At 66.8% G+C, this 16,229-nt stretch carries 17 protein-coding genes and 1 tRNA gene; 4 read left to right on the top strand and 14 right to left on the bottom strand.

Annotated features, from left to right (window positions below; genetic code table 11):
• Positions 1-153: 153 nt before the first annotated feature.
• On the top strand, positions 154-1,689 hold the full coding sequence (locus FQU96_RS01705) for an alkaline phosphatase family protein (protein WP_146539105.1): 1,536 nt from the start codon (positions 154-156) through the stop codon (positions 1,687-1,689).
• A 131-nt stretch (positions 1,690-1,820) separates the two neighbouring features.
• Here the strand turns inward: FQU96_RS01705 and pheT are convergent, their stop codons facing one another.
• From pheT to rpmI, 4 genes are all read right to left on the bottom strand, one after another.
• On the bottom strand, positions 1,821-4,220 hold the full coding sequence (pheT, locus tag FQU96_RS01700; protein WP_146539104.1) for a phenylalanine--tRNA ligase subunit beta: 2,400 nt from the start codon (positions 4,218-4,220) through the stop codon (positions 1,821-1,823).
• A complete protein-coding gene (pheS, locus tag FQU96_RS01695; RefSeq protein WP_146539926.1) occupies positions 4,217-5,317 on the bottom strand; it encodes a phenylalanine--tRNA ligase subunit alpha in 1,101 nt (366 codons plus the stop codon). Before pheS ends, pheT begins: the two co-directional genes overlap by 4 nt.
• A gap of 123 nt (positions 5,318-5,440) precedes the next feature.
• Positions 5,441-5,797: a 50S ribosomal protein L20 gene (gene rplT, locus FQU96_RS01690; RefSeq protein WP_146539103.1), complete on the bottom strand. Its 357-nt coding sequence runs from the start codon at positions 5,795-5,797 to the stop codon at positions 5,441-5,443.
• A gap of 14 nt (positions 5,798-5,811) precedes the next feature.
• A complete protein-coding gene (gene rpmI, locus FQU96_RS01685) occupies positions 5,812-6,012 on the bottom strand; it encodes a 50S ribosomal protein L35 (protein WP_146539102.1) in 201 nt (66 codons plus the stop codon).
• 266 nt (positions 6,013-6,278) lie between these two features.
• Here rpmI and FQU96_RS01680 point away from each other — a divergent pair, with 266 nt between their 5' ends.
• Together FQU96_RS01680 and FQU96_RS01675 are read left to right on the top strand one after the other, a co-directional pair.
• Positions 6,279-6,740: an Hsp20 family protein gene (locus tag FQU96_RS01680; RefSeq protein WP_370461344.1), complete on the top strand. Its 462-nt coding sequence runs from the start codon at positions 6,279-6,281 to the stop codon at positions 6,738-6,740.
• A 34-nt stretch (positions 6,741-6,774) separates the two neighbouring features.
• Entirely contained in the window at positions 6,775-6,996 is a 222-nt protein-coding gene (locus FQU96_RS01675; protein ID WP_146539101.1) for a DUF1150 family protein, read from the top strand.
• Between the two features lie 73 nt (positions 6,997-7,069).
• Here FQU96_RS01675 and ptsN read toward each other — a convergent pair whose 3' ends face one another.
• The 9 genes from ptsN to FQU96_RS01630 all read right to left on the bottom strand — a co-directional run bounded on the left by ptsN (position 7,070) and on the right by FQU96_RS01630 (position 14,276).
• Positions 7,070-7,537 (bottom strand): PTS IIA-like nitrogen regulatory protein PtsN, encoded by a 468-nt coding sequence (ptsN, locus tag FQU96_RS01670; protein WP_146539100.1) that lies wholly within the window; start codon positions 7,535-7,537, stop codon positions 7,070-7,072.
• Between the two features lie 41 nt (positions 7,538-7,578).
• Entirely contained in the window at positions 7,579-8,175 is a 597-nt protein-coding gene (hpf, locus tag FQU96_RS01665; protein WP_218574572.1) for a ribosome hibernation-promoting factor, HPF/YfiA family, read from the bottom strand.
• Positions 8,176-8,327: 152 nt separating this feature from the next.
• Positions 8,328-9,863 (bottom strand): RNA polymerase factor sigma-54, encoded by a 1,536-nt coding sequence (gene rpoN / locus FQU96_RS01660; protein WP_255467779.1) that lies wholly within the window; start codon positions 9,861-9,863, stop codon positions 8,328-8,330.
• On the bottom strand, positions 9,863-10,669 hold the full coding sequence (lptB, locus tag FQU96_RS01655; RefSeq protein ID WP_146539099.1) for an LPS export ABC transporter ATP-binding protein: 807 nt from the start codon (positions 10,667-10,669) through the stop codon (positions 9,863-9,865). Before lptB ends, rpoN begins: the two co-directional genes overlap by 1 nt.
• Positions 10,670-10,694: 25 nt before the next feature.
• Positions 10,695-11,618: an LptA/OstA family protein gene (locus tag FQU96_RS01650; RefSeq protein ID WP_178130247.1), complete on the bottom strand. Its 924-nt coding sequence runs from the start codon at positions 11,616-11,618 to the stop codon at positions 10,695-10,697.
• Between the two features lie 10 nt (positions 11,619-11,628).
• A complete protein-coding gene (gene lptC / locus FQU96_RS01645; protein ID WP_146539097.1) occupies positions 11,629-12,381 on the bottom strand; it encodes an LPS export ABC transporter periplasmic protein LptC in 753 nt (250 codons plus the stop codon).
• Between the two features lie 14 nt (positions 12,382-12,395).
• Positions 12,396-13,409: an SIS domain-containing protein gene (locus FQU96_RS01640; RefSeq protein WP_146539096.1), complete on the bottom strand. Its 1,014-nt coding sequence runs from the start codon at positions 13,407-13,409 to the stop codon at positions 12,396-12,398.
• Between the two features lie 107 nt (positions 13,410-13,516).
• Complete coding sequence (locus FQU96_RS01635; protein ID WP_146539095.1) at positions 13,517-14,128, bottom strand: ribonuclease D; 612 nt, start codon at positions 14,126-14,128, stop codon at positions 13,517-13,519.
• 61 nt (positions 14,129-14,189) lie between these two features.
• A tRNA-Leu gene (locus FQU96_RS01630) sits at positions 14,190-14,276 on the bottom strand.
• Between the two features lie 162 nt (positions 14,277-14,438).
• Here FQU96_RS01630 and FQU96_RS01625 point away from each other — a divergent pair.
• Positions 14,439-15,392 (top strand): complex I NDUFA9 subunit family protein, encoded by a 954-nt coding sequence (locus tag FQU96_RS01625; RefSeq protein WP_146539094.1) that lies wholly within the window; start codon positions 14,439-14,441, stop codon positions 15,390-15,392.
• Positions 15,393-15,401: 9 nt separating this feature from the next.
• Here the strand turns inward: FQU96_RS01625 and FQU96_RS01620 are convergent, their stop codons facing one another.
• Positions 15,402-16,208, bottom strand: a complete 807-nt coding sequence (locus FQU96_RS01620; protein ID WP_178130246.1) for a tetratricopeptide repeat protein — start codon at positions 16,206-16,208, stop codon at positions 15,402-15,404.
• Positions 16,209-16,229 lie beyond the last annotated feature (21 nt).

The raw sequence follows: 16,229 nt of genomic DNA, 5'->3' as shown, positions 1-16,229 counted from the left end.
GCGCAACGGCTTCGCAGCGGCCCCGGGTGCCGCGATCTAACCTCTTGATATTATATATAAATCCGAGACAATCGAACATCCTGCAACGGACATGGCGGGCCGGCTTCAAGGCGCCGGATCGCTGGTCTTCGTCATCCGGGGGACGGTGTGGTCATGACCGTGCGGCGAAACGTCCTGTTCATCGTCATCGACCAGTGGCGCGCCGACGCGCTGGGGGCGGCCGGCAACCCGGTTCTCCGGACTCCCCATCTCGACCGGCTGGCCGCCGACGGCGTGCTGTGCACCCGGCATTTCGTGCAGGCCGCGCCCTGCGGTCCCTCGCGCGCCGCCCTGTTGACGGGCACGTACCAGCACAACAACGGGGTCATGCGCAACGGGACGCCGCTGTCGCGCCGCTTCACCAACCTGGCGCTGGAAAGCCGCCGGCTGGGCTACGATCCGGCTTTGTTCGGCTATACCGACACGACCGTCGACCCGACCGACAGGGATCCCCGCGACCCGGCACTCACGACGTACGAGTCGGTGCTGCCGGGCTTCACCACCCAGCTGTACCTGTCGGCCGAGCCGCTGTCCTGGGTCGCCCATCTGCATGCCAAGGGCTACGACTTCCCCGTCGATATGGACGAGGTCTATCGGCCGGAACCGGACTCCTCGGGCCGCGGCCCGACCTGGGCGCCGGCGCGCTTTGCCGCCGAGCACAGCATCACGGCCTTCCTGACCGACAATGTGCTCGACTACATCGCGGTACGCCGCGATCAGCCCTGGTTCGTGCATGCGGCCTATATCTGTCCGCATCCGCCGTTCATCGCCCCCAAGCCCTATCACGATCTCTACGATCCGGCCGCGATGCCGCCGCTGCGCCGTGCGCCCAGCCGTGCCGCGGCGGCGCAACAACACGCGCTGCTGGCGCATTACCTGCGCACCCAGCGGCAATCGAGCTACTTCGTCACCGGCGACGGACTGGTCAGCGATCTCAGCGCGGCCGACCTCGCGCAATTGCGCGCCACCTACTACGGCATGGTCACGGAAGTCGACGACCAGGTCGGCCGCCTGATCAACCAGCTGAAGGCGTGGGGCCTCTACGACGACACCCTGATCGTCGTGACGTCCGACCACGGCGAGATGCTGGGCGATCACTGGATGCTGGGCAAACAGGGCTATTTCGACGAAGCCTTCCATGTGCCCCTGATCGTGCGCGATCCGCGCCCGGCGGCCGACCGGGGGCGCGGCCGCACGCTCGAGCGCTTCACCGAGGCGGTCGACGTCATGCCGACAATTCTCGAATGGCTCGACCTTGCGGTGCCACGCCAATGCGATGGCCGATCGCTGCTGGCGCTGGTGCAGGGCGATGACGTCGCGGATTGGCGCCGCGAGGTCCACTGGGAATTCGATTTCCGCGGCACGGGGCCCCACGATGCCGAGGAGGGTCTCGGCTTGCCGATGGACGCCTGCTCGCTCGCCGTGATCCGCGACGCGGCCTACAAGTACGTGCACTTCGCCGCGCTGCCGCCGCTCTTCTTCGATCTGGCGGCCGATCCGTATTGCCTCAACGATCTGTCACGCGACCCCGCCGCCGCGCCGACGATGCTCGCCTATGCGCAGAAGATGCTGTCGTGGCGCATCCTGTCGAGTGCCCGCGACATGACGGGCATGATGGCATCGCCACAGGGATTGATCGTCCGCGGGTGATCAGCCCGTCATGCCGAGCGTAGCGCCTGGGAGCGCGGGCCTCTGGCCCGCATCGGCGCGAGCGCCGACCACGGCGGCTTCACCCTCCGCTTACGCTCCGGGCGATGCGGGCGGGACGCCCGCGCTCCAGGTCACCCGCGCAGCACGCCACCGGCTTGCTTGGCGACCTGGGCCACGACCTTCTGCGAGATCGCCTCGATCTCCTCGTCGGTCAGCGTCTTCTCGGCCGGCTGGATGGTCACCGACAGGGCCACCGACTTCTTGCCGTCGGGCACGCCCTTGCCGGCATAGACGTCGAACACCTGCGCCGCCGTGATCATGGCGCGATCGGCACCGCGGGCGGCGCGCACCAGCGTATCGGCCGGGATCGTGCCGTCGACGATGAAGGCGAAGTCGCGCTCCAGCGGCTGGAACGGCGACAGCTTCAGCGCCGGGCGGGCCTTGCTGGGACGTGCCTTGGCCGGCGGCGCGGCATCGAGGAACACCTCGAACGCCGCGGCCGGACCGCGCAGGTCGAGCTTCGCCAGCACATCGGGATGCACCTCGCCGAAATATGCCAGCGGCCGGTCGCCCAGCACCAGCGCGCCGGACCGTCCGGGATGGTACCAGGCCGGCGCCTTGGGCTGCGCCACGAGATTGTCCGTCGGCGCGCCGATGGCCGCCAGCACGGCCAGCGCGTCGGCCTTGGCATCGAAAGCGTCGACCGGCCGTTCTGGACCTGTCCAGGCGCGCGGCTGGCCCTTGCCGTAGCGCACGCCGGCTGCAATCGAACGCTGGCCGGTGGGTGTCGCGTCCTTGTACTGCGGGCCGACCTCGAACAACGCCGGATCCTTCAGCCCGCGCGCCTCGTTGCGACCGCAGGCCTGCAGCAGGTTGGGCAGGATCGAGGGCCGCATCACGTCGAGCTCCGACGCGATCGGGTTGAGCACCTTCAGGTCATCGCCGACACCGCCGAACAGATCAGCCAGCACCGAGTGCGTGAACGACGACGTCACGGCCTCGGTCAGGCCACGCACGGCGAGCGCCCGGCGCGCCGTGGGGACACGGCGCTGCTCGGGCGTACGCACGGGCCGCGATGTCGCGGTCTCGCGCGGCATGGAGACGGCCGGCACATTGTCGTAGCCGTGCACGCGCACGACTTCCTCGACCAGGTCGGCCTCGCCGACGACATCGGGGCGCCACGACGGCACGGCCACCGACCACGGCCCCTCGCCCGACGGCCCGAAGCCGAGCTTGCGCAGGATGTCGAGCTGGGCTGCGGCCGGCACGTCGGCGCCGCCCAGCGTCCGGGCGCGCTCGGGGCGCAGGCTGTAGCTGCGCTGCCACGCCGGCATGATGCCGCTGGACACCAGCTCGCTGGTCTCGCCACCGCACAATTCGAGGATCAGCCGCGCCGCGACTTCGGCACCCCACCACACCGACTCCGGATCGACGCCGCGCTCGAAGCGATAGCGTGCGTCGGACTGGATGGCGAGCTTGCGGCCGGCGGCCGAGACCGCGATCGGATCGAAGTAGGCGACCTCGAGGAACACGTTGGTCGTCGTTTCCGACACCCCGCTGTCCTCGCCGCCCATGATGCCGCCGATGCCGTGGACCGCCTTGCTGTCGGCGATCACCGCCATCGTCTCGTCGAGCGTGTAGGTGCGGCCGTCCAACGCCAGGACCGTTTCGCCCGGCGTCGCCTGGCGCATCACGAGATCGCCCGCGATCTTGTCGGCGTCGAAGACATGCAGGGGCCGGTTGAGATCGAACGTCACCAGGTTGGTGATGTCGACCAGCGCCGAGATCGGCCGCAAGCCGATGGCACGCAGCCGCTGCTGCAGCCACGCCGGGCTGGGGCCGTTCTTGACGTTGCGGAAATGGCGGCCAACGACGATCGGGCACGACACACCCGGCTTCACGTCATAGCCATGCGTCCAGCGGACGGGGCTCTTGTAGGTGCCCGGCACCTTGGCGACATCCGGCTGCTTGCGCCGGCCAAGACCGGCCGCCTCAAGATCACGCGCGATGCCCAGCACGCCCAGCGCATCGGCGCGGTTGGGCGTCACCTTGATCTCGATCACCGGATCGTCGATGCCCAGCACGCGTGCCGCCGGCAAACCGATCGGCGTATCGGCCGGCAGGTCGATGATGCCGGCGTGATCCTCCGACAGTTCCAGCTCGCGCTCCGAGCACAGCATGCCGTTGCTGTCGACGCCGCGGATCTTGCTCGGCTTCAGGTCGAGACCCGTGCCGGGAATGTGCGCGCCCGACGGCGCGAACACGCCCTTCATGCCGGTGCGCGCGTTGGGCGCGCCGCACACGACCTGCACGATGCCGCTGCCGGTGTCGACCTTGCACACCCGCAGCTTGTCGGCGTTGGGGTGCTGCACGGCCTCCAGCACGTGGGCGGTGATGAAACCCTCGAGCTTGGCGGCACGGTCCTCGACCGACTCGACTTCGAGACCGAGCATGGTGAGTGTACGCTGGATCTCGGCCACCGACGCGGTGGTGTCGAGGTGCTCCTTGAGCCAGGAAAGCGTGAACTTCATCGGCTGAGCCCTCCCGTGAGGCTCGGGACGTCGAGCGCCGAGAAACCGTAATGGCGCAGCCAGCGCAGATCGGAGTCGAAGAACGTGCGCAGATCCGGGACGCCGTACTTCAGCATCGCCACGCGCTCGATGCCCATGCCGAAGGCGAAGCCCTGGTAGATTTCGGGATCCAGGCCGCAATGGCGCAGCACGTTGGGATGCACCATGCCGCTGCCGAGGATCTCGAGCCAGCTGTCGCCGGCGCCGATCCGCAGTTCGCCGCCCTTCCACGAACAGCCGATATCGACCTCGGCCGACGGCTCGGTGAAGGGGAAGTAGGAAGGACGGAACCGCACCGGCACGTCGTCGACCTCGAAGAAGGCGCGACAGAAGTCGGTGAGACAGCCCTTGAGGTGGCCCATGTGCGTCGTGCGGTCGATCACCAGGCCTTCGACCTGGTGGAACATCGGCGTGTGGGTCTGGTCGCTGTCGGTGCGGAAGGTGCGGCCGGGCACGATCACGCGCAGCGAGCCGCCGTCGGCCAGCATCTTCTGGACGCGCTTGTCGAGCATGGTGCGTGCCTGCACCGGCGAGGTGTGGGTGCGCAGCACCATCGGCATGCCGTCGGCCCGCGGCGGCAGGAAGAACGTGTCCTGCATCTGCCGCGCCGGATGGTCGGGCGGGAAATTCAGCGCTTCGAAGTTGTGCCAATCGTCCTCGATGTCGGGACCCTCGGCCCAGACGAAGCCCATCTCGCCGAAGACAGCACAGATCTCGTCGATGGTCTGGCCGATCGGGTGCAGCGTGCCCATGCGCTCGGGCCGCACCGGCAGGCTGACATCCAGACGCTCTGCTTCCAGACGGGCCGCCAACGAGGCGCGATCGATATCGGCCTTGCGCGCATCGAGCGCGGCGGCGATCTCGTCCTTCAGGGTGTTGACCGTCTGGCCGAACGCCTTGCGCTCGTCCGGCGGCAAGGCGCCCAGGGTTTTCATCAACCCGGTGACGCGGCCGTTCTTGCCCAGCGCCGCCACCCGTGCCGCATCGAGCGCGCGCGCGTCGGTGGCCGCGGCGACTGCCGCCAGCGTCTCGGACCGGATCGTCGACAGATCGTCCATCGTCTCGCTCATGTTTTGCCTTCCCCGCAGAGGAAGGTGCTGAACGCACAAAAGGGAAGCCCGGTCGCCCGCGGCTTCCCTTTTCTCTTCTTGCGTCCGCCGGCGGTGACGCCGGGCGGCCGTTTACTTCAGGGCGGCCTGGGCTTGATCGACCAAGGCCCTAAACGCTGCCGGTTCGCGCACCGCCAGATCGGCCATCACCTTGCGGTCGATTTCGATGCCGGCCTTGGCGATGCCGTTCACGAACGCGGAGTAGGTCATGCCGTGCTCGCGCACGGCGGCATTGATGCGCTGGATCCAGAGCGCCCGGAAATTGCGCTTCTTGGTGCGCCGGTCGCGGTAGGCGTACTGGAGGCCCTTTTCGACCTTCTCCAGCGCCGTGCGATAGGTGTTGTGGGCGCGGCCCCGGTAGCCCTTGGCGAGCTTGAGGACCTTCTTGTGGCGGGCGTGGCTGGTGACGCCCCGTTTGACGCGGGCCATGGTTCAGCTCTCCGTCACGCGTTCGGCAGGAAGTACTGCTTGATCTTGCGCGCATCGCCCTCGGCCGCGATCACCGTGCCGGTGGCCTGGCGCAGGAAGCGGTTGCCGCGCTTGCTCATGCCGTGACGCTTGCCGGCGACCGGGATCTTGACCTTACCCGACGCCGTGAGCCGGAACCGCTTCTTGGCTCCGCTCTTGGTCTTCATTTTGGGCATTTCATCCTCTTTTCAAGAATTTAGCGCCCTATGGGGCGCTATCGGCGACGATTTCGCCGGGATGTCTTCGGGACCGCCATGGCATGCCCTTTACGCCAGGCCGCCCGAAAGGAGGCCGGTTTATACAGATCGCGGCAACGCAAGGCAAGCACACGGCATCAGCCGGAAATCACCCTTGAACGCCCGCTCAGCCGGGCCCACATGCTGTCCAGGTGGCGATGCCTTCGGGGTCGCCGCCGACCGCTCGCTCGGCAGAGGAGGGTTTTGTGAACAGGGTATCGATGTTCAGTTCGCCGTTCCTGCTCGGCTTTGAACAACTCGAACGGTCGCTCGACCGGCTGACGAAGAGCGGCAGTGACGGCTATCCACCGTACAATATTGAAAAGATTGGCGATGCCGGGTTGCGTATCACCTTGGCAGTTGCGGGTTTCACTGAGGCTGATCTGACCATCGAAGTGGTCGAGAACCAGCTGTCGGTCCGTGGCAAGCAGCAGGACGATCCGGAGCGGGTCTATCTGCACCGCGGTATCGCGGGTCGCCAGTTTCATCGCACCTTCATGCTGGCGGACGGCATCGAAGTGACCGGCGCCAAGCTGGAGAATGGCCTGCTGGCCATCGATCTGGCGCGGCCGACCATCGAACCGAAAGTGAAGACCATCCGGATCGACACCGCCGCATCGGGCTCCGCGAAGACGTCGCGCGGTAAGACCATCGACGTCACGGGCTGAAAGGCCCAACGGGTTCGTCATGAAGGAGGACCCCATGCTTGAAGCAGCTTCTCCCCTCAAGACACTGTCGGCGGCCGAGTTCGCTGTCCTCGGCCTCGAGCAGTTCGCCTACATCAAGGCCGTGACGCTGCCCGACGGCAAGAATGCCATCGGCGTGTTCGCTGCCGATGGCCGCCCGCTGGCCGGCGCCCCGGATATCGAGACCGCCCAAGCCCTGGTGCGACAGAATGAACTGGAGCCCGCGCTCGTCCACTGACGGACAGCGTGCGGATAGAAAACGGCGACGGCGCGTCGGCCTCCGACGCGCCGTCGTTGTGTCGAGGTTTTCGCTAGGCCGCGCGCGGCGAGCGCAGCGGCTCTACCAGCAGGGCATAGAGCGCATCGGCGCGGTCCGTCGCTCTCAACTTTTCGACCAGCACCCGATCGCGCAGCGCGCGCGAGACGCGTGACAGCGCCTTGAGATGGTCGGCGCCGGCACTTTCCGGCGCCAGCAGGACGAACATCAGGTCGACCGGACGCGCATCGATGGCTTCGAAATCGATCGGCGTGGCCAGCCTGGCGAACACACCATGAAGGCGATCCAGGCCGGCAAGCTTGCCGTGCGGAATGGCGATGCCGCCGCCCAGTCCGGTCGAACCCAGTCTTTCGCGCTCCAGCAGGACATCGAAGATCGTGCGCTCATGCAAGCCGGTGACGTGCGCGGCCCGTTGCGCCGTTTCGATCAACGCCTGTTTCTTGCTGCTTGCCCGCATGTCGGCGATCACGGCGTCCGGCGCGAGGATGTCCGCAAGTTCCATCGTGGCATGCCTTATTCGAGTTATGCTTCGGCCGGTCGCGGTCAGGATGACGCGCCCGAGGCTGGGCCGTTCTGGGGGTCGACCCACCCGATGTTGCCGTCCGGTCGGCGATACACCATGTTGAACAAGCCGTTAGCGCGATTGCGAAACATCAGGGCTGGCAGTTGTCCCAGATCGAGCCGCATTACGGCCTCACCGACGGTCAGTGTCTGCACGTTCGTCTGCATTTCGGCAATGACCAGTGGGTCATGACCGGACGTTTCTTCCGGCTCTTCGGCCTCGATCGCGATGACGGACTGGCGCGCCAGCGTGGCCTCGATCTCCCGCACCGGCCGCACGTTGTGATCGCGCAGCCGCCGTTTGTGCCGCCGCAGCCGCTTGGCGGCATGATCACACGCCGCCTCGAAGGCAACGTAGGGATCGCTGGCCGTCGCGTGGCTTTGGATCATGATATTGCGTCCGACATGAACGGAAATGTCGGAGCGGATTTCGTGCGCATGTCGTGAGAACGTTACCGTCCCGTCGAGGGCACCGTCGAAGTACTTGGCCACGGCCGCATCGAGCGAGCGCTGAACATGACCACGCAACGCGTCGCCGATGTCGATCTGCTTGCCACTGACCGTGAGGTTCATCGCCATGTCTGCGTCCCACTGCCAAGGCCAGCCAGGGCGCTGAATGAAATCACCATATGGATCGGTTTCAGGCGAGTCAAGCAACCCCCAACTATCTGATTTTACGTATAAAATTACCGACTGAACGCATCTTGAGCGCGGCTATGTACAGCAAACGCTCACAACGCCGCAACCTGGATCGCCATGCCCATCCCCGACAGCGACTTTTCCCGCCGGCGCTGGACCGACGAGGGAATGCGCATGGCCTCGCGGTACTTGGCGACCGTCCGCCGCGCGATCTCGATGCCTTCATCGCGCAACAGCTCGACCAGCCTGTCGTCGGACAGGGTCGCTTCCGGGCGTTCGGCATCGATCATGCGCCGCATGCGCGAACGCACCGCTTCCGCCGACACCGCCGGCGCGCCGCTGGCGGCCGACACGGAACTGGTGAAGAAGTACTTCAGCTCGAACAGGCCACGCGGCGTCGCGATGAACTTGTTGGAGGTGACGCGGCTGACCGTGCTCTCGTGGAGGCCCGTCGCAATCGCCACGTCGCGCAGCACCAACGGCCGCAGCGCCGTGACGCCATGTCGGAAGAAGCCTTCCTGCTGCTGGGCGATTTCGCGCGCAACCTTCAGGATCGTCGTGGCGCGCTGATCCAGGGCCTTCACCAGCCAGTTCGCCGTCTGCCAGCGCTCGGCGACGAACTCGCGGGTTTCCTTGGTCCGGGCATCGCGGCTCAAGGTGGCGTAGTAGCGCCGATCCGCCAGCACCCGCGGCAGCGCATCGGTGTTCAACTCGACTTCCCAGATCTCGCCCAGTTCGGCGTGCCGCACGCGGCGCAGATGCACGTCGGGGATCACCGTGCGCACCGGCTCGTGGTTGAAGCGCAAGCCAGGCTTGGGATCGAGCGCACGGATCTCGGCAATCATGCCTGCGAGATCCTCGGCATCGACACCGCACCGGCGCAGCAGGCCGTTCAGGTCGCGGCGCGCCAGCAGGTCGAGATTGTCCAGCAGCGCCTGCATCGCCGGATCAAGCCGGTTGCGATCAGCCAGCTGCGCGGCCAGACACTCGGCCAGCGTGCGACTGAACAGGCCCGGCGGATCGAACTGCCGCAGGCGCGACAGGACAGTCTCGACGCGCGACGCCTCGACGCCGAGTGCGGCGCCGACATCGCCGCTCTCGGACGCCAGGTAGCCGCTGGGCTCCAGCCACTCGACAAGACGGACGGCGACCATGCGGTCGACCGGGTCGAGAATCTCGGCCGAGATCTGCGCCAGCACATGACGCTGGAGCGAGGCGTCGCCTTCGGCAATCCGCGCCATGGCATCCGGTGCATCCTCGCCGAGAGCGCCGGTACCGCCACCCTTGGCCGACGAACCATCGCCACCGCGGTCGACATACTCACCCGCCCACCGCTCGTCGGCTTCGCCCAGCGCGGCAGAGCCGCCGGCCAGCGTATCAGCGGTATCGCCGCCTGCTGGTGCTGCCTTGTCGATCGGCGTTTCGCCGGCAGCGGCGCCATCATCCTCACGCGGCGACTCGACCAGCAGTGGATTGCTCTCAAGCTCGCGCTCGACGTAGCCCGCCAGTTCCAGCTGCGAAAGTTGCAAGAGCTTGATGGCCTGCTGCAACTGGGGGGTCATCACCAGTGCCTGACGCTGACCCAGCTGCAGGCGCGGCGCCAGCGTCATCGCCCGGGGACCTGCCATCAGAGGGTGAACCGCCGGCCGAGATAGACCCGCTGCACCTCTTCATTGGCAACGATCTCGGCGGGACGACCTTCGATCAGCACCTGACCGGCATGCATGATGTAGCCGCGATCGATGATATCGAGGGTTTCACGGACCTTGTGGTCGGTGATCAGCACGCCGATGCCGCGATCGCGCAGCTGCGACACCATTTCACGGATTTCTTCGACGGCGATCGGATCGACGCCGGCCAGCGGTTCGTCGAGCAGAATGAAATGCGGCCGCGACGCCAGCGCGCGGGCTATCTCGACGCGGCGCCGCTCGCCACCGGACAACGCCATTGCCGGCGCACTGCGCAGGTGGGCGATGTTGAATTCCTCGAGCAGCGCATCGACGGCGTCCTCGCGCGTGCGGCGATTGGGTTCGACAAGTTCAACAACGGCCCGCAGATTGTCCGCCACGCTCATGGTGCGAAAGACGGATGCCTCTTGCGGCAGATAGCCGATGCCCAGCCGGGCGCGCCGGAACATCGGTAGCCGGGTGATATCGCGACCGTCGAGCGTGACGCGCCCTTCATCGGCCTGCACCAGCCCGCAAACCATATAAAAAGTAGTCGTCTTGCCGGCACCGTTGGGACCGAGCAGGCCGACAGCTTCGCCACGCTGCAGCGTGATCGAGACATCGCGCACGACAGGCCGGTTGTTATAGGTCTTGCTCAGCCCATGCGCCTGCAGGCCACTGTCCGTCGACACCAGCCGCGGCCCCGGGCGCTGACTGGATGCCGGCGACGGCGCACTGGGCTTCCTGCCTCTGCTACGGATCGACATCAGACGCGTTCCACCGGTTCACTGTTCAGCGCTGCTGCTTCGGCTTCCCCTCGGGGGAGGACGCCGTCTTGTCATCGCACGGTGGGGCACCCGGACGATCGGTCGGTTTGGTGTCGGGCGTCGCGGCATCCTTGTTGGGCTCGATCGTGGCCTGGACCCGACCGCCCCCGCCGCCTGAAATGATCCGCGTATACCCCGTCCGGGTATTCATCTCGATGGTGTCGCCGTTCACCTGCTCCCGGCCGCGCGTCAGGCGCACGTTGCCCGTCAGCACCGCCGTTCCCGTGTTGGGATCGTAGAGCCCCTTGTCGGCATGGGCATAACCTTGGCACGACGCGATGTAGACGCGGCCAAAGGCCTCGATCCGCGCGATCCGCTGCTTGCCGCCGCGGCTCTTGGGATCGGGCTGACTGCCGTCCTTCGGCTCGAAATAGGCGACTGCCTGATCGGCCCGCATCTCCTCGCTGCCGCGGACGACAACCACGTTGCCGCGCGCCACCGCCATGCGCTTTTCATCCCAATACTCAAAACTGTCGCGCGCCGTCAGCTTGGAGTCCGGGCTGGTCATCGACAGGTTGCGGCCGGTCAGGCGCGCCACCTTGTTGTCGTTGTCGTAGACGCCACGATCGCCCGTCATGACGTTGTCGCCGTCGGCGATCCGCACCGACCCTTCGGCATCGACCCGATAGATGTCGCTGCGCGACGTGCCTTCGCCGCGATGATGGGCCGTGATGCGATCAGCAGAAATCGTGCGATCCCCGCGCGTGACCCGCGCGTTGCCGCGCGCAATGTACACGTGGGAATTCTTGTCCCATTCGATGCCCTGATCAGCCGAGATCTGGGTTTGATTCTTGTCGCCGCCCTTGTCGTCGGCGCCCGGTTTCGCCGGCTTCTGGGCCAGCGCCGGCACCGCGGCAAGAGCGACCGCAACCCACAGCCATCGCGCCACGTGTTTCACATCAACCCCCTGGCCCCGGTGCGACCACCGGCGGCGCGTTGGGATCGCTTGCCGGAGCATCGTCATCGGTCGAGTCATCGTGACCGCGCAGGATCAACAGGGAGCGGCCGGTGAACACGATGCGATCGCCGCGCTCGCTGGCGTGGAAGCCTTCGGCTTCGATCTGGCCATCAGGCCCATGGCCGCGTACCGGCCGATCGCCATAGGCGGCAGCGGCGTCGAGGTCGATGCGGGCCCGTTCCGTCGTCACGGTGTAGCCCTTGTCCTGGAACAAGGTCACGTTGCCGGACAGGTCGAGCATGCGCAGCCGCTGATCGTATTTACCCGTATCGGCGGTGGCGGCGATCCAGCGCTGCTTGTCATCGAGCAGATCGGCCTTGGGCTGGAAAAGATCGAAAATCTTCTCTTCCCGGGTCTTCTGGATCGCGTAGTCGGCGGTCACGGTATAGGGCCGATGCTTGTCGTCGCTGCCGGCGAAGTGCGGTCGGTCCATGCGCATGTATTGCCCGCGGTCGTTGTTGACCGGCATATCGCGAACCACGACCCCCGTGCTCTCGCCGAACATCGGCACCACGACACCGGCCAGGACGACGACCAGCGCGATCAGCGGCAGCAGAAGCCGGATGTGGTCGGCGTACCGTGAGATCCACGGCTCGCTGCTGTCGCGCTTCAGCCCGATGAACTGATCCAGGCGCGAGCGATCGCGCGAAGGCGCATCGCGGTCGCGTTCCGGCAGGTCAGGGGCGGAGGCCATCGCCGTGCCCTCGCTCACGCAACGCCGGCGCGCAGGCAGTCGTGCACATGCACGAGGCCGACAAGCCGATCATCGTCGCCGACGACGAACAGGCTGGTAATACCCTTGCCGGTCGCGTTCATGATCCGCACAGCCTCCGCCGCCAACGCCTCGGCCGCGATAGTCTTGGGCCGGGCCGTCATGATCTCGCTGGCTGTCTGGCTCAAAAGTCCGGCATTCATGTGGCGCCGCAAGTCACCGTCCGTGATGATGCCCAGCAGTCGGCGGTCGGGATCGATCACCGCAACACAGCCGAAGCTGCGGGCGCTCATCTCGATCAATGCCTCGGCCATGGACGTATCGGGGGACACGGCGGGCACTTCCTTGCCGACATGCATCAGGTCGGCGACCTTGACCAGGCGCTGGCCCAGGCGGCCGCCCGGGTGAAAATCGCCGAACCGTGCCGGCGTGAAGCCCTTGCGCTCCAGCAGGGCGATGGCGATGGCATCGCCCAACGCCAGCGTCATGGTGGTCGACGTGGTCGGGGCCAGCCCCATCGGACAGGCCTCGGGCACGCCGGGTAGCACCAGCGCCACATCAGCCGCTTGCGCCAGATTGCTTTCCGCGCCGCTGGTGATGGCCACCAGCCTGATTCCGAAGCGTTTTGCGTACCAAAGCAGCCCGGACAGTTCCGAGGTCTCGCCGGAATTCGACAGCGCCAGCACGACGTCACTGGAGGCGATCATGCCCAGATCGCCGTGCGAAGCCTCGGCCGGATGGACGAAATAGGCCGGCGTGCCGGTCGAGGCCAGGGTGGCGGCGATCTTGCGTCCGACATGGCCGCTCTTGCCCATGCCCGACACGATGACACGGTCGCCGCTTTCAAGAATATCCAGCGCCCGCCCGAAATCGTCGCCCAGCGCCGCCTGCAGCGCCTGCAAACCGGCAATCTCGGTCGCCAGCACGCGCCGGGCGCTGGTGGCGTCGGCGGCATGGTCATTGCCGGGCGGAGAGCGGTCGGCCGGGGTCACGCGCGGTGCACTTTTCATGGCTGCTGAAGTGTACGCGGCCCCCGCGCGCTATCGCAAAGCAAAAAGCGCGCCAAAACGCCGCTGATGGGACAACATTGTCTACTGACAGATGTTTATATCAGCACTCAATGTGAGAATATATCGACATCCGGCCACCCTTCGAGATCGAGCGCCGCGCGATAGGGGACGAACCGAAAGGCCGCTTCGGCCAGCTCACGACGTCCCTCGCGATCGAGCAGAACGTCGAGCTTGGCCTTCAGCTTGTGCAGGTGAAGCACGTCGGACGCCGCGTAGGCCAGTTGCTCCTCGCTGAGAGTCTCGGCGCCCCAGTCCGACGATTGCTGCTGCTTGGAAAGCTCGACGCCGATCAGTTCGCGGGCCAGATCCTTGAGCCCGAACCTGTCGGTATATGTGCGCACCAGGCGGGCCGCGATCTTGGTGCAGTAGATCGGTTCGGTGACGACGCCCAGATAGTGGCGCATCACGGCGACATCGAAGCGGGCGTAGTGGAACAGCTTCAGTCGCGCCGGATCGGCCAGCAGCGCTTTCAGCCGCGGCGCATCGTACTGGCCCTTGGCGAACTGGACCAGGTGTGCGTCGCCATCGCCGGCTGACAGCTGGGCCAGACACAGCCGGTCGCGATGGGGGTTGAGGCCCATCGTCTCGGTATCGATCGCCACGACCGGACCGAGGTCCAGGCCTTCGGGCAGGTCGCCCTTGTGAAGGTGGATGGCCATAGTGCTCCGGTGCGTACATGCCCGCAAAGCGAAGCGCCGTCCCGAAGGACGGCGCGCCGAATGGTGCCCTGGAGAAGACTCGAACTTCCACGCCCGTTAAGGCACTAGAACCTGAATCTAGCGCGTCTACCAATTCCGCCACCAGGGCACACCCGTCCGGCGAGCGAACGGGCGGACACCTAATGCCCAGTCATCGCGATGTCAACAACAGCCGGCGCATTTCTGGTACGGGACTTCCTCTTTCCCCAATAGGCCTGCCTGTACTATACGGCCTGCGGCCAGAACACTCGGGGCAAGGATAGACGGTCCCATGGACATCAGGCAGGTCACGGTCTTCGGCGGCACAGGCTTCCTTGGACGCTACATCGTGCGGGCACTGGCATCGCGCGGCGTGCGCGTTCGCGTCGCGGTGCGCCGCCCCGAACTGGCCGATTTCACGCGGATCGCCGGCGACGTCGGACAGGTCGTCGCGGTCCAGGCCAACCTGCGCTTTCCGTCGTCCGTCGCTGCTGCCGTCGCCGGCAGCGACGCCGTGGTCAACGCCGTCGGAATCCCCTACCAGCGCGGCCGCCAGCGCTACACGGCGGTGCACGCCGACGGCGCGCGCCACATCGCCGAGGCATCGACCAAAGCGGGCGTCCGCCGGCTGATCCACATGTCCGGCCTGGGCGCGCAGCAGCCGCGCTCGGGCAACGCCTTTGTCGAATCCAAGGCACAGGCCGAGCACGAAATGAACCGGGCTTTCCCCAGCGTGACCATCCTGCGCCCCAGCGTGGTGTTCGGCCCGGAGGACAAGTTCTTCAATCGCCTGGCGACCGCAGCCCGGCTGGCACCGTTCATGCCGGTCTTTGGCGATGGCCAGGCGAAATTCCAGCCTGTCTATGTCGGCGATGTCGCCGAGGCCGCGGCGCGCACGCTGCTCGACAAGGCGTCGGCCTTCGGCGTTTACGAACTGGGCGGGCCGCGCATTTATACCTACCGGGAACTGGTCGAACTGACGCTGCGGATCACCCACCGCCAGCGACGCCTGATGTCGGTGCCGGTCTGGCCGGTGAAATTCGCAGCTTTCTTCGCCGAGTTCCTGCCGGTGCCGCCGATCACGCGTGACCAAGTCGACCTGATGATCCGCGACAACATCGCGACCGCAGGCCGGCCGAGCCTTGCCGACCTGGGCATTGCCCCCCACACGGCAGAGGCGATCCTGCCCATGTACCTGGATCGCTATCGCGCCGGCGGACGCTACGACCTGATCGCCCCGATCTGACGTCGTCGCTTAGCGCGCCGGCTTGCGCGGTGTCGGCGGGGACGCCGGCGGCGGCGCCCCGGCCGGCGCGGCAAGCGCTGCACGTGCCCGGGCCGCCTGTTCGCTGGCCGCCGGCAGCAAGGTCAGCGCCTTGCGCAGGTCGGCATCGCTGCCGGCCTTGTCGCCCAGCGCGCGACGCGCCAGACCACGCTCCAACATGGCTTCGGCGGCCGTGGGATCACCGCGCAACGCGGCGTCCGAGTCGGCAATGGCGGCCTTGAAATCGCCGAGCTGGCGGCGGGCGGCGGCCCGCAAGATCAGTGCATCGCTGCGCCCGGGCGCCAGCGCCAAGGCATGCGTGAGATCCGATACCGCTTCACGATAAGCGCCCACCGCGGCATAGGTGATGCTGCGGTCGATCCAGATCTCGGCATTCTGCGAGTTCAGCAATATCGCCGCGTTCTGCACTGACAGCGCCTGTTCGCCCAGGCGCGCCGCCTGGTAGGCCTGGCCGGCCTGGGCGAAGATCTCGGCCCTCAGCGCGTTGCTCTGGCCGGTCATTTCGCGGGCCAGCGTCTCGAGCTGCTTGCCGGCTTCGACGTGGTCACCCAGTTCGAAGAGCGCGATGGCGCGGCAATGCCGGGCGCCGGCACCGCCACCGGCACTTTCCCATGCCCGTGCCGTTTCGATGCCGCGTTTGGGTTCGCTGCGCGCCAGCGCCATGCAATCCGCATAGCGGCGTGCCGGGTCGGTGTGTGGCGCCTGCGCCACGCTGTCGGCCCACGGTGCAGCGATGGTGCCGCACACGGCGGTCGTGACCAGCAGAAAACGTCTCATGCGGCTACACTTGCGCCAGCG

The sequence above is a fragment of the Reyranella sp. CPCC 100927 genome (genome assembly GCF_007859315.1).
Lineage (GTDB): Bacteria > Pseudomonadota > Alphaproteobacteria > Reyranellales > Reyranellaceae > Vineibacter.
The sequence above is the reverse complement of the archived record's forward strand: the minus strand, read 5'-3'. Positions and strand labels throughout refer to the sequence as shown.

Coding starts and splice junctions, on each gene's coding strand:
- pheT (WP_146539104.1), bottom strand. CDS start 4,220: ATGAAGTTCACGCTTTCCTGGCTCAAGGAGCACCTCGACACCACCGCG.
- rpoN (WP_255467779.1), bottom strand. CDS start 9,863: ATGGCAGGTCCCCGGGCGATGACGCTGGCGCCGCGCCTGCAGCTGGGT.
- pheS (WP_146539926.1), bottom strand. CDS start 5,317: ATGGACGATCTGTCGACGATCCGGTCCGAGACGCTGGCGGCAGTCGCC.
- rplT (WP_146539103.1), bottom strand. CDS start 5,797: ATGGCCCGCGTCAAACGGGGCGTCACCAGCCACGCCCGCCACAAGAAG.
- hpf (WP_218574572.1), bottom strand. CDS start 8,175: ATGGCGATGAACCTCACGGTCAGTGGCAAGCAGATCGACATCGGCGAC.
- FQU96_RS01675 (WP_146539101.1), top strand. CDS start 6,775: ATGCTTGAAGCAGCTTCTCCCCTCAAGACACTGTCGGCGGCCGAGTTC.
- FQU96_RS01640 (WP_146539096.1), bottom strand. CDS start 13,409: ATGAAAAGTGCACCGCGCGTGACCCCGGCCGACCGCTCTCCGCCCGGC.
- lptB (WP_146539099.1), bottom strand. CDS start 10,669: ATGTCGATCCGTAGCAGAGGCAGGAAGCCCAGTGCGCCGTCGCCGGCA.
- rpmI (WP_146539102.1), bottom strand. CDS start 6,012: ATGCCCAAAATGAAGACCAAGAGCGGAGCCAAGAAGCGGTTCCGGCTC.
- FQU96_RS01625 (WP_146539094.1), top strand. CDS start 14,439: ATGGACATCAGGCAGGTCACGGTCTTCGGCGGCACAGGCTTCCTTGGA.
- lptC (WP_146539097.1), bottom strand. CDS start 12,381: ATGGCCTCCGCCCCTGACCTGCCGGAACGCGACCGCGATGCGCCTTCG.
- FQU96_RS01705 (WP_146539105.1), top strand. CDS start 154: ATGACCGTGCGGCGAAACGTCCTGTTCATCGTCATCGACCAGTGGCGC.
- FQU96_RS01635 (WP_146539095.1), bottom strand. CDS start 14,128: ATGGCCATCCACCTTCACAAGGGCGACCTGCCCGAAGGCCTGGACCTC.
- FQU96_RS01620 (WP_178130246.1), bottom strand. CDS start 16,208: ATGAGACGTTTTCTGCTGGTCACGACCGCCGTGTGCGGCACCATCGCT.
- ptsN (WP_146539100.1), bottom strand. CDS start 7,537: ATGGAACTTGCGGACATCCTCGCGCCGGACGCCGTGATCGCCGACATG.